Annotated in this window: 7 protein-coding genes; 5 read left to right on the plus strand and 2 right to left on the minus strand. The window is 73.3% G+C overall.

The genetic code is table 11. The features are described from left to right. The first annotated feature begins 5 nt into the window (after positions 1-5). The 5 genes from ACFU5J_RS01885 to trxA all read left to right on the plus strand — a co-directional run bounded on the left by ACFU5J_RS01885 (position 6) and on the right by trxA (position 7,862). Complete coding sequence (locus ACFU5J_RS01885; RefSeq protein ID WP_430577626.1) at positions 6-2,288, plus strand: DUF6049 family protein; 2,283 nt, start codon at positions 6-8, stop codon at positions 2,286-2,288. Continuing rightward, a complete protein-coding gene (murJ, locus tag ACFU5J_RS01890) occupies positions 2,285-4,249 on the plus strand; it encodes a murein biosynthesis integral membrane protein MurJ (RefSeq protein WP_430577627.1) in 1,965 nt (654 codons plus the stop codon). Before ACFU5J_RS01885 ends, murJ begins: the two co-directional genes overlap by 4 nt. A 148-nt stretch (positions 4,250-4,397) precedes the next feature. Then, positions 4,398-6,335 (plus strand): hypothetical protein, encoded by a 1,938-nt coding sequence (locus ACFU5J_RS01895; RefSeq protein WP_430577628.1) that lies wholly within the window; start codon positions 4,398-4,400, stop codon positions 6,333-6,335. Between the two features lie 109 nt (positions 6,336-6,444). Next, the gene (trxB, locus tag ACFU5J_RS01900) at positions 6,445-7,494 is read left to right on the plus strand and encodes a thioredoxin-disulfide reductase (RefSeq protein WP_430573604.1); all 1,050 of its coding nucleotides are present in this window, start codon (positions 6,445-6,447) and stop codon (positions 7,492-7,494) included. A gap of 35 nt (positions 7,495-7,529) precedes the next feature. After that, positions 7,530-7,862: a thioredoxin gene (trxA, locus tag ACFU5J_RS01905; protein ID WP_430573605.1), complete on the plus strand. Its 333-nt coding sequence runs from the start codon at positions 7,530-7,532 to the stop codon at positions 7,860-7,862. Between the two features lie 2,755 nt (positions 7,863-10,617). On the opposite strand, the gene ACFU5J_RS01910 is transcribed toward trxA, so the two are convergent. Continuing rightward, the gene (locus ACFU5J_RS01910) at positions 10,618-12,051 is read right to left on the minus strand and encodes a ParB/RepB/Spo0J family partition protein (protein WP_430577629.1); all 1,434 of its coding nucleotides are present in this window, start codon (positions 12,049-12,051) and stop codon (positions 10,618-10,620) included. A gap of 163 nt (positions 12,052-12,214) precedes the next feature. Next, positions 12,215-13,159, minus strand: coding sequence for a ParA family protein (locus ACFU5J_RS01915; RefSeq protein ID WP_430575324.1), 945 nt, complete (start codon positions 13,157-13,159; stop codon positions 12,215-12,217). Between the last annotated feature and the right edge of the window lie 5 nt (positions 13,160-13,164).

A 13,164-nucleotide genomic window follows, 5' to 3' on the forward strand; every position in this document is an offset into this window, starting at 1 on the left:
GCCGCGTGACCACCTCCCGTCGTCCGGGTGCCGTCGTCGCACCCGTGCCCCCGCCCGCCCGCCCGGCCCGGGTCCTCGTCGTGCTCCTCCTGCTGCTCGCCGTGCTCACGACCGTGGCGCCGGCCGTGCTCACGGCGCGCACCGCGGCCGCCGCCCCGCAGCCCGGCGCGGCCACCGTGGAGCTGCAGACGTCCACCCCCACGCTCGCCCGGCCCGGCGACACCGTCGAGCTGTCCGTCCGCGTCACCAACGGCACGGACCGGCCCCTCGACGGCGCCGTCGTCGACCTGGGTGTCTCGTGGCGGCCGCTCACGTCGCGGGCCGAGCTCGCCGCCTGGGCCGACGACGGCGGCACGCGCACGGCCGTGCGGCAGCTGCCGTCGGAGCCCGTCGACCGCCTCGCGCCCGGCGAGTCCGCGCAGGTGAGCCTCGAGCTCGACGTCGACGCCCTCGGCTTCGAGGCCGAGAGCCCCTGGGGCCCCCGCGAGATGTCCGTCGCCCTGGTGCAGGGCGGCAGACCCCTCGACGTCGTCCACACCTTCCTGCTCTACGCCCCCGAGGGCGGCGCGCCCTCCCCGGTCGCGGTGAGCGTCGCCGCGCCGGTCACCGGGCCCGCCGTCGACCCGCTCGACGCGGACGGGTACGACGCGCAGCTCGCCGAGCTCACCACGTCCGGCGGGCGGCTCGAGCGGCTCCTCGACGCGGCCACGGTCAGCGGCTCCTCGCCCGGGATGTCCCTCGCCGTCGACCCGGCGCTCGTGGCCGCCGCGGAGTCCTCCGACGACGCCGACGTGCAGGCCTGGGCCACCCGCCTCACCGGCCGTACCCCGCCGGCGGCCGACGACGACGGCGACGACGGCGGCGGCGCCACGGACGCCACCAACGCGGCCGCGAGCACCGGCGCGGCGGGCGACGCGGCCGACGTCGCCGTCCTGCCCGGCTACGACCCCGACCTGGCCGCCGTCGCGCACACCCGACCGACCCGCGCCGACGTCGCCGCGGCCACAGGGGGCGAGGCCGCGCTCGGCAGCTCCTGGCAGCGGCCGCAGGGCTGGTCGTTGTCCCTCGCGTGGCCCCACGGGCGCCCCGACGCCGCCACGCTCGCCACCGGCCGCGACGCGCCCGTCGACCAGGTCGTCGTGGCCTCGGGGCTCGCGCCCACCTCCGACGTGCCCGCCTCCGCCCGCACCGCCGTCGACACGCCCTCCGGCAAGGTGTCGGCCCTCGTCGCCGACGCCGGGCTGTCCGCCGCTCTCGCGTCGCTCACCGACGACGCCGGCGCCCCCACCGCCGCCGAGGGCGCGCAGCGCCTGCTCGCCGACACCGCCCTGCTCGCCCTCCAGGCGCAGGAGGCCGGCACCGGGGACCTGCACGTCCTCGCGGCCCTCCCCCGCGACTGGTCGCCCGACGCCGCCCTCGTCGGGCAGGTGCTCGCGGCCCTCCAGGGGGCCACCTGGGCCGACGTCGTCCCGCTGTCCGACACGGTCGCCGCGCCGGCGTCCCGCGTGGCACGGCACGGCCTCCCGCGGAACGACGTCGCCGACGCCGAGCTCGCGCCCCTGTCCGTCGACCGCCTGCTCGGCACGCACCGGTCGGTCAGCGCGTTCGCGACCGTCGCCGACGACCCCGTCGAGCTCAGCGGCGACGTCGACCAGGCGCTCGTCGCCCCGCTGGCCGTCGCCGCGCGGAAGGACCTCGTCGCCCGCGACCAGGCCGTCGACCTCGCCGTCGAGCGCGCCGACGACCTCCAGCAGGGCATCGGCGTCGCCGACCGGTCCGACGTCACCCTCGTCAGCGACACCGGCAAGCTGCCCGTCAAGGTGACGAACGAGCTCCCCGTCGACGCGACCGTCACCGTCGTGCTGCGGCCCAACGTGTCCCGGCTCGTCGTCGAGTCGCGGCCCACCGTCGTCGTGCCCGCCGGCACCTCCATGAACGTGCACGTGCCCGTGCGCGCCATCGGCTCCGGCGACGTCGACCTGCAGGTCGAGGTCCTCGCACCCAGCGGAGCCGTCGTCGCGGGCCCCACCAGCTTCTCCGTCCGCGTCCGCGCCGGCTGGGAGACCGCCGGCACCGCGGTCGTCGCCGCCGCCATCGCCCTCCTCTTCATCGGCGGCATCTGGCGTACCGTGCGTCGCGGCCGATCCTCCGCCCGCACCACCGACGAGGGCGTCGCCGACGCCGTCGACCCGCAGGGTCCCGACGCCGGACCTCAGGACGGCACCGCCGCCGCTACCCCCGCCGCTACCCGGACCACGGAGCACGACACGGAGAAAGACCCCTCATGACCGACCCGACCGCCTTCCCCGACGACGGCCGGCCCGAGCGTCCCCGCGACGGGTCCCCCGTCGACCCGGCCCTGCCGCCGAGCTTTCCGCCGGCCAACCCGCCCGCGCCCCGGCACACCTCGTCGCGGCCGACGCGACCCTGGCAGGAGGCTTCCGGGAGCAGGCCGTCCGAGAACGCCGCTCCCGACGCCGCTCCCGACGCCCCCCTGGACGGCGAGGACCAGGCCACCGGCGCGGCCGAGCCCGACGCCGGCGCGGCGGAAGCAGCGGCCTCGGCCGACGTCGAGGCCGGCAGCGGCTCGGCCGCCGGCAGCCCGGCCGACGCCGTGCGCCGCACCAGCCTGGGCCGCGGCTCCATCGTCATGACGCTCGGGACTGTCGCGTCCCGCGCGTCGGGCCTGATCCGGTCCATGTTGCTCGTGGCGTGCGTCGGCGCGCTGGGCACGGTGGCCGACGCGTTCGACATCGCGAACAAGCTGCCGAACATGCTGTTCGCGCTCATCTCCGCGGGCGTGCTGCAGGCGGTCCTCATCCCGCAGATCCTGCGCGCGATGAACGCCCGAAACTCCCGCGAGAGGCTGGACAAGCTCCTCAGCATCACCGGGCTAGGGCTGCTCCTGCTGACTGCCGTGCTGGTCGTCGCCGCACCGCTGATCGTGTGGTTCTACACGACGAGCCCGCAGTGGACCCCGGAGGCACGTCACCTCGCGACGGTCTTCGCCTACTGGTGCATCCCGCAGGTCTTCTTCTACGGCCTGTACATGCTGCTCGGTCAGGTGCTGAACGCCCAAGGCCGGTTCGGGGCGTACGGCCTGGCCCCCGTCGCCAACAACATCGTCTCCCTCGTCGGCTTCGGCGCGTTCCTGCTCGTCTGGGGAACCGCGCCCGGCGGCGGTATCTCCGATCTCTCGACCTGGACCACGGCACAGACATCGCTGCTCGCCGGCACCGCCACCCTCGGCATCGCCGCCCAGGCGGTCGTGCTCGTCGTCGCGCTCCGGCGCACGGGTTTCCAGTGGCGCTTCCGGTTGGGTCTGCACGGGATCGGTCTCCGCTCGGCCGGCACGGTCGTCGGCTGGACCATCGGGTCGGTCGTGCTCGAGCAGCTCGGAATCCTCTATCTCACCAACGTGCTCGGCGACGCGGCACGCACCGCGGAGGCCGCCGGGGACCTCGCCGCTGGTAACGCTGCCTACACGCAGGCCATGACGATCTACCTTCTGCCCCACTCCCTCGTCGTCGTCTCCATCATCACCGTCCTCTTCCCGCGGATGACGGCGGCCGTGCACGCGGGCAACCTCGACGCCGTGCGCGCGGACATGTCCCTCGGGATGCGTTCGGCCGGTGTCTTCTCAGTCTTCTCCACCGCCGCCCTGGCCGTGCTCGCCGTCCCGCTCACCGACGCGCTCCTGCCGTCGCTCAGCCCGGAGGAAGTTGCGGGCATCGCGCCGATCATCCAGGCGATGTCCCTCGGTCTCGTCGCCCTCGGCGCCACGGTCATGGTCCGCCGCATGTACTTCGCGTTCGAGGACGGCCGGTCGATCTTCGTCATCCAGGTGATCGCGACGGTGTCGATGGTCGCCGTCCTCTGGGCCGCCATCAGCTTCCTCCCCGTCACCTGGTGGGCCGTCGCCGGAGGCGGCGCGTACGCGGTGTCCACGTGGATCTCCCTCCTGCTGCGCGTGCGCGGCATGCGGCACAAGCTGCACGGCATCGACGGTCGCAGGGTGATGCGGCTGTACGTCCGGGCGACGATCGGCGCAGGCGTCGCGGCACTGCTCGGGTGGCTGACCGTCCGCCTCATGGACGGTTACGTCGTCACGTCGTGGGGCCACTCGGTCCTCGTCACGTCCGTCGCCGGCATCGTCATGATGCTCGGCTACGTCCTGTCCCTCAAGGTGCTGCGCGTGCGCGAGCTCGACGACGCGCTGGCACCCGTCCTCCGCCGGATCAAGCGATGACGGCACGCGAGTGCCCGGCTCGGGAAGGTTCCGTGAGGGCCCTGCAGGCGCGCCCGTCGGGCACCGCCTCGGGGCCGGCATCCCGCCCGTACCATGGTCCGATGGACCGGAGGACACCCTCCCCCCGCACCCCCACCGAGGAGTCCAGGTGAGCACCGCCCATCCCGGGACAGTCATGGTCGACCGCTATCGGCTCGTGCAGCCCGCAGCCACCGACCTCGCCGCAGCAGAGGCGTGGGAGGCGCACGACCAGATCCTGGACCGCCCGGTCCGGGTGACCTTCATCGACGGCCCGTACGCGTCCGCGGCGCTCGACGCCGCCCGCCGTGCCGCGCTCGTGGCCGACCCCCGTCTCTCCCGCGTGCTCGACGTCGGCAGCACCGACCTCGGCGACGGGCAGCGCAGCTACATCATCTCCGAGCCGTACCGCGGCTCGTCGCTGACAGAGGTCGTCTCCAGCGGCCTGGTCGACGCCCAGCAGGCCCGCGCCGTCGTCGGCGAGGCGGCCGCGGCGCTCGAGGCCGCCGGCCAGCGCGGCGTCCACCACCTCGCCCTGCGCCCCGAGGCCGTGCGGGTGGACGGGCACCGTGTCGTCGTCACCGGGCTCGGCATCGACGCCGCGCTCGCCGGTGTCGACGGCGGCCGGACCACGGTCGGCGCCGCCGCCGCGGCGGCCGACGCGCGCGACCTCGTCGCCCTCGCCTACTACGCGCTCACCGCGCGGTGGCCCGGCGACTCCCTCGACGAGCCCTGGATCGCCGGCGACTCGGTCCGGCCGCTCCCCGCCCAGACGGACGCGAACGGCGTCGTCCCGGTCTCCGCGCTCGTGCCGCACGTCGACCCGGAGCTGGACACGCTCGTCCGCCGCACGTTCGGCACCGAGACCCCGGACGCGCCCGGCAACCCGGGCGACGTCGTCGCGGCGCTCGCCCCCTGGGGAGAGGTGTCCGTGGTCGCGTCGCTGCCCCAGTTCGTGCAGCCGCCGACCGAGCCGCCGGTCCGCTCCTCGGTCCTCGGCGCCGGGAGCAACGGGGCGGGCCTGCCCGGCACGCCCCCGCCCGCGCCGCCCGTCCGCCGGCCGTCGAGCGGCCGGATCGCCCGGTCCGCCGCCGTCGGGGGCGCCGTGGGCGGTGCTGCCTACGCCGGTCAGGCCGCAGCGCAGTCCACGCAGGCGATGCCGCCGGCCGGCGCGCAGACGGCGCCCCAGTCGCCCGTCCCGCCGCCTCCCGCCCAGGCGACGGCCGCGATGGCGCCGGTGCAGCAGGGTGCGCAGGTCCCGCAGGGCGCCCCGGCGCAGCCGCCCGCCCAGGCCTACGGCGCCGCCCCTGAGGGCTACGCCACGCAGGCGTACGCCGCCCCGCAGCAGCAGACGGCGCACGCCCCCGTGCCCCCGCCGCCGGGTGGCGGTGAGCCGCGCACCGACACGGGCGGCTTCGCGTCGTCCCCTGCGCCGAAGCGGCGCGGCGTGAACCCGACGCCGATCGTCCTCGGCCTCGTCGTCGTGCTCGTCCTCGCGGGCGCGCTGTGGGCCGTGTCGAACGCCCTGTCCCCCGTGGACAACACCCCGGTCGCCGCGAGCCCGACCCCGACGCAGGCCGCGAACCAGGGCGGCGGCGCCGAGGAGCCCAGCGACGGCGCGTCGGAGCCCTCGGAGACCCCGGAGGCCCGCCCGGTCATCAAGTCGGGCGACCAGCTCGACCCGGAGGGCGACGGTCAGCACCCGGAGGCCGTGGACCTCGCGTACGACGGCGACCCGTCGACGTTCTGGTACACGATGTACTTCAAGTCGCCCGACTTCGCGGGGCTGCGCAGCGGCGTCGGATATGTCGTCGAGCTCGAGAAGCCCGCACCGGTCTCTTCCATCACGCTCAACACGAACTCCTCCGGCGGTCACGTGGAGGTCCGGGCCACGTCGCGGGACAAGCCGACCGATGGTGCGGTGCTCGCGGAGGGCTCGTTCAGCTCGGAGACCAAGCTCGAGCTGTCCGAGGAGACCGTCGCGGACTCCTTCGTGCTGTGGATCACCGAGCTCCCGGTGACCAACGGCAAGAACTACCTGGAGCTCAACGAGATCGTCCTCTCGTGACCCGTTCCCGGGCGGCGTCGGTCGTCGCCCGGGAACACCACACCGCCCCGCCTTGTTGACGGCGATGGCGCCCTAGCGCGCGACACACCAGCAAAGACCAGGAGAAGACGTGACCGATCAGCCGACCACCACCACCGCTGAGGGCACCGTGCACGACATCGTGATCGTGGGCTCGGGCCCCGCCGGCTACACGGCGGCCGTGTACGCGGCGCGCGCCGGCCTGGCACCCGTCGTGATCGCCGGTTCCGTCACTGCCGGTGGCGCGCTGATGAACACGACCGAGGTCGAGAACTTCCCCGGCTTCCCCGCCGGGATCCAGGGCCCCGACCTCATGGAGGCCATGCGCGAGCAGGCCGAGAAGTTCGGCGCCCGCGTGCTGTGGGACGACGCCGAGCAGGTCGAGCTGACCGGTGACGTCAAGACCGTCGTCACCGGCGGCGGCGAGACCTTCCGCGCCCGCGCCGTGATCCTCGCGACCGGCTCCGCGTACCGCGAGCTCGGCCTGCCGGAGGAGAAGCAGCTCTCCGGTCGTGGCGTGTCCTGGTGCGCGACCTGCGACGGCTTCTTCTTCCGCGACCAGCACATCGCCGTCGTCGGTGGTGGCGACTCCGCGATGGAGGAGGCGACGTTCCTCACGCGCTTCGCGTCCAAGGTGACGATCGTGCACCGTCGCGACTCCCTGCGGGCGTCGAAGATCATGGCCGACCGTGCGCAGGCCGACCCGAAGATCGAGTTCGCCTGGAACAGCGAGGTCGCCGGCATCTCTGGCGAGGACAAGGTCGCCGGCGTGACGCTGCGCGACACGGTCACCGGCGAGGAGCGCGAGCTCGACGCGACGGGCCTCTTCGTCGCCATCGGCCACGACCCCCGCACCGACCTCGTGAAGGGCCAGATCGACCTCGACGACGAGGGCTACATCCTCGTCGAGGGCCGCTCCACCCGGACCAACCTCCCCGGCGTCTTCGCCTGCGGCGACGCCGTCGACCACACCTACCGCCAGGCGATCACCGCCGCCGGCTCCGGGTGCGCGGCCGCGCTCGACGCGCAGTCGTACCTCACCGAGGTCGCCGACGACGAGGGCGAGCGTTCCCTGGCCGGCACCCCTGCGGTGCCCAACCCCGACGGGCTGCCCACGGCGCTCGACTCGGTCGCAGGCTGACCCCTTCCTCCCACTACGCATCGAAGGAGCGACACATGGCTACCGTCGCCGTCACCGACGACACGTTCAAGGCCGAGGTTCTCGAGTCCGACGTCCCGGTCCTCGTGGACTTCTGGGCGACCTGGTGCGGCCCGTGCCGCATGGTCGCCCCGATCCTCGAGGAGCTCTCCGACGAGTACGAGGGCAAGATCAAGATCGTCAAGCTCGACACCGACGCCAACCAGGCCACCACGATGGCCTACGGCATCACGTCGATCCCGACGCTCAACGTCTACTCCGGTGGCGAGCTCGTGAAGTCCGTCATCGGCGCCCGCCCCAAGCGGGCCCTCCAGGAGGAGATCGACGCGGTCCTCGCGCCGAGCGTCTGATCCTCACTGAAGGCCGGGCCTGTTTCACGTGAAACAGGCCCGGCCTTCGGCGTCTCCGGCCTCGGGACGACGGCCCTGCCGAGCCGGCGGCGGTCCCCCGGTCCCGGCGCCGCCGGCCTCGGCGCGCATCTGCGGACGTCGCTCCCGGCACGGGCATTCGGGCGTGACGACGACGTGCCCGCCCAGGCATCGCGGCCTTCCCTCACGACCGGGTCCGTGTCGGTCCTCCCGGAGCGGGCAGCAGTAGAACGAGCCCCCACCACGCCGCGTGCACCGCCACCTGCACCGGGCCCCGACCGAGTCGCGGCCCGCATCGAAGCACCCGGGCATCCTGCGCCCCGCCCGGAACCATGCAGGCGCCCGAGAACAGATCGCTCGCCGTGCACGCGGCGGAACGCGGGGGCCGCGCGACCGACGCTGCGCGTGGTCTCCCGTCACCGATGTAGCCCGCGTGGAGCGACGACCCTTCGCTGCGATGCCGCCACCTGCCTCGGCCGCGCGCTGGCTCGTTCCTGCCCTGGCCCGCACGGGCCCGTCTCGCAGGGATCGCAACGACAGCGGTCCTGAAGGCTCTCACCGCGTTCTCTCCCCTTTGAGGCGAGATCTCCGGTTGGCCCAGTACCGGCTGATGTGCGCACTCTCTGCCCCGCACACCATCCCGACGCCGCCGGCCTTCGTCGCGCCTCATCCCACGCCCAGGACCACCGTGGTGCGCTCCGCACCCCACTCGATCGGCGGGAGGGAGGTTGCGAGGGGATCGGCTCCTGCCTGATCCGGGACGTCCCGCACTCACGGCCACACGGGGATGGCCCAGCGAGGACGACCACCGACGCGCGCAGTCCCGGCTGCCACGCTGTGCGCGGGCAGCGCCGAAGCAGGGCGCAGTCACTACCGAGCCGTACGCCTGAGGGCGGCGAGCTCGCCTGCCGTCCGCGATGCCGCCCTGTCGTGCCGTCGTGCCGCCGTGCCGCAGGAGGCATCCCTGGCGGGGGGCAGCGCGGTCCGCCTCACTGGCAGCATGCCCCCGGCGCCCGTGCCCATCGAGCTGGTCGATGTGCGTCCCCCGGCGGGGCCGCCAGCACGCGGTGGCCCCGCGCCGGCTCCTCTCCCCCATCGGTCGCGGTGCATTCGTCCCCTTCCCGCCCCTCTGCCGGAAATCGCCGTCACGGGACGGTCAGGACTGGCAGCTCGGTCCTGACTGGTACGACCGGCCCCGCGGGCGCGCGGGGATGGAGGTCGGTACGGCGCGCCGGCCTTCCGGGCGGGCGGTCTGACGAGGCTCACGACCCTCGACCGGCGCCTGGCCCGACGACTCGCCGTGGGTCGCGTGAGCCGGACCCGGCGGCACTCCACCTGCCGCGCCGGTCTGGCGAGCACTCGCGGATGAGGACAGATCTGGCCCCTCAAGCGACCGGCTCCACGTGACCCGGCGTACGCCTGCGAACGGTGCCCGGCGCGAGCGTGCCCAGCGAGCGACGAGGCCATGCCGTCGGGCCCTCACCGCCACGAACCCGCAGGTCAGAGACTGGTGCGTGTTTCAGGGGCGCGGGCGATCGCGCTCCCTGCCGGGCGTCGTCGAGGAGAGGTTCGCCCGCCTCTCGCGATCATCCCGAGCGCGCCCTTCCCTATCGCAGCCACTCGCGTGTTCGGCTCCGCCCCGTCCGCAGGTTGGTGCTCCACCCGAGACAGTGCCCGGTCCTCCGACCGCCACCTTCCGTCGTTGCGGGGCATGAGCACTCCCCTCCAAGCCGCCTGTCAGGCCTGCCGGATCAGCGCCTGCCTGACGCCAGCCACCCACGCCCCTCGCATCGATCGGGTCCCGCGTCTCCAGCCGCGTCGCACATGTTTCACGTGGAACGTGCCTCTGCTCGTGAGCCGACATCCGACGTGCATCACCGCGCCCACCGCGACCCTCAACCCGCTCGCTCACACGGCTGCCGCGAGCACGGCTCATGTCTCGTCAGCTCTGAACAGCGCTCACGTCTCGTCCCCGCTCAACAGCGGCTTCGCCTCGTGCCCGTCGGTGTCGACTGGGGGCTCCCTCCGCAGCCTGCGTCATCCCCTCCCCCGCGTTCAGCGCGTGCCGTCACACCCGGCGACCATTCGCCGGACCATGCCGCCAGGTTCCCTGGGACGACGACCGAGCGACCGTGACCCCTGCCTCGCCGCCCGCCGGCGTCGAACCCTCGTCTGGCTGCGTCGCCACGCGACAACCAGACCTCCGCGCGGACCCGCCGTGCCCTCCGACCTGCAGACCGCCGGTCGGTGCGGCTGCGCGTCATCGGCGTCGGGGCTGGTCACGTGAGGGAATGAACGGCCGACCCACAGCACCGGTGGCGAGGGCCGCCGACACACCAGTGCCCTGGGCTCGCTGGGAGGCGGCGCTCCGAAGCCCCCAGCCATCGCCCCGAGCCCCTTGCTTCCTGGGGGCCGGTCGGCCCGCCGCCCAGTCCGGGACTGCCCCGACAGGGGACACCCCGCATCGAGACGAAACCCAGCCCAGTCGCGGGACGACCACCTCCCCGACACAGGGCGCCGGACCGTTGCCTTCACGGCCCCTGTTTCACGTGAAACAGGGACACCGGGGACGTCGGCGCGTCACCCAACGTCCCGCACCGCGCCAGCCCAGCTCGATGAACGAAACGGCCATCGGCGACAGCCAGCCGCGGCGGCCGTCACGACGGCCAGGACTCGCTACACACGAACGGGCGCCGCCTCTTCAACAGAGGCAGCGCCCGTCGAACGTGTCGGGTGATCAGGAACGCAGGAGACCGGGGTCCTCCGGCGCCATGACGCCGAGGATCCGGTTGAGGTCCTCGACGGAGGCGAACTCCACCGTCAGCCGCCCCTTGGTCTTACCGATGTTCACCTTCACGCGAGTCTCGAACCGATCCGCAAGCCGTGTGGCGAGGTCGTCCATCGCCTCGCTCCGCTGGCCCGCGCGAGGCGCGCGGCGAGCCGAACGCTCGGCGTCGCCGCTGGTCAGCAGCGTGACGATCTCCTCCGTCGCACGCACGGACAGGCCCTCGGAGACGATCCGCTGGGCCAGTCGTTCGATCTCAGCACCGTCGCTGAGCGAGAGAAGCGCTCGGGCGTGCCCCGCCGACAACACCCCAGCGGCGACCCGGCGCTGCACCAGCGGCGGGAGCTTCAGCAGGCGGAGCGTGTTGGAGATCTGGGGCCGCGAGCGAGCGATCCGAGTCGCGAGCTCCTCGTGCGTGCACCCGAAGTCGTCGAGGAGCTGACGGTAGGCCGCCGCCTCCTCGAGCGGGTTCAGGGCGGCGCGGTGCAGGTTCTCCAGCAGCGCATCACGGAGCATGTCGCTGTCGTCGGTCTCGCGGACGATCGCCGGGACCGTTTCCAGGCCGGCGACCTGCGACGCACGCCAGCGCCGCTCGCCCATGATGAGCTCGTATCGGTCCGGGTCAGCCGCATCCGGCCGCACCACGACGGGCTGGAGGACGCCGATCTCGGAGATCGACGCGACCAGCTCGTCGAGCTCGCCGTCGTCGAACACCGAGCGAGGCTGCCAGGTGTTCGGACGGATCGCATCGACCGGGATCTCCGCGAACCGCGCGCCCGGAACCGGGGCCAGCTCCGTTTCACGTGAAACGGCGCCGTGGATGGGCGCGTCGTCGCCCCAGTCCCCGTCTCCGCTGGCCTGCCCGTCGTCACTGCTCTGCGGGTTCGGCTCGGACTTCGACTCGAGGCCCGTTGCAGCCACGTCCTCGTCCAGGTCCGGCAGGGCGATGCTGGTGATCAGGCCGAGAGACAGGGAGTCAGCACCGAACGCGTCGCCGCCGTCGTCGTCCTGTTCACGGGTCAAAGGTGTCGCCTCGCGAGCAGGCTGAGGATCGACCTCCGTCAGGAGCGCGCTGGCGCCCGGCTCAGTGCCCGAGACGTCGCGCGCGTCGCTCTTGACCTGCGACTCGCCGCCCGTCCGAATGCTCAGCCGCCCGCCGGCGATCGCCGAGTCCCATGAGGCTGCGCGACGCGTGGTCCGTCCGCCCTCGTCTGCGGCGTCGGCGCCCGAGCGGTCGGCCGGCGCGGTGGCGAGCGCCCCGCTTCCCGAGCCACCCTCCCGGGGCTCCCCCGCGGGGAAGAAGACGTCGACCGGTCGGTCGCCTTCCGGACCCGACGGGATCAGCGCACCGAGCCCGCGGCCCAGACCACGCTTCTTCTGACTCATGCTCCAGCCTCCTGAACCATGGGGCCCCGCGTTCCCCTAGTCGTCGTCGAAGTACGGTCGCGTCGTCGCTGGGACGAACCACGCGATGTGTCAGCCCCCGCGGCGCGGCGTGACGTGAAGTCTTCGGGCGTCGTTGCGCCCGTTCCCTGGCGTGTCATCGGCCTTATCCCAGGTCAGCACGCTGCGGCGCACGATCAGCCAGCTCGCGGGCCGCTTCGAGGTACGCGAGCGAACCTGTTGATCCCGGGTCGTACGTCATGACCGTCTGTGCGTGACTCGGAGCCTCCGAGATGCGCACGGAGCGAGGCACGGTGGTCCGTAGGGTCTGGTTCGGGAAGTGCTCGCGGACCTCGGCTGCCACCTGTTGGGCGAGGTTCGTGCGCCCGTCGTACATGGTGAGCAGGATCGTCGAGACGCGAAGCTCCGGGTTCAGGTGCGCCTTGATGAGCTCGATCGTCTTCAGAAGCTGGCTCAGCCCTTCCAACGCGTAGTACTCGCACTGGATCGGGATCAGCACCTCGCGACCGACGACGAAGGCGTTCACGGTCAGCAGCCCCAGGCTGGGTGGGCAGTCGACCAGCACGTAGTCGATCCGCTCTTCCCCGCGCTCCTCACGCTGGGCCAGGTAGCTGTCCAGCGCCCGCCGCAGGCGTGTTTCACGTGAAACCAGGGAGACCAGCTCGATCTCGGCGCCCGACAGGTCGATGGTCGCCGGGACACCGTACAGACCCGGAACGGTCGGGCACTCCTGCACGGTGTTCGCCAGCGGCTCGTCCTCGACGAGGACCTCGTAGATCGACGGCGTTCCCGCGCGGTGCTCCAGCCCGAGTGCGGTCGACGCGTTCCCCTGGGGGTCGTTGTCGATGACCAGCACCTTCAACCCCGACTGGGCAAGGCCCGCCGCGATGTTGACGGTCGTCGTCGTCTTCCCGACGCCGCCCTTCTGATTCGCCACGGTGATGATGCGCGTGTGATCCGGGCGGGGGAACTGCCTCCCTTGGAGCTCGATCCGCCGCCGTGCGTCGATCGCGAGCTGGGCGGCCAGCGGCGTCGACTCGTCCGCCTCAGGGACCGACGCGACCAGGGCCGCTCGGTGACCGTCGATCACCGGAG

Origin of the sequence: Isoptericola sp. NPDC057559, assembly GCF_042801555.1 — a bacterium.
Classification (GTDB): Bacteria; Actinomycetota; Actinomycetes; order Actinomycetales; family Cellulomonadaceae; genus Isoptericola.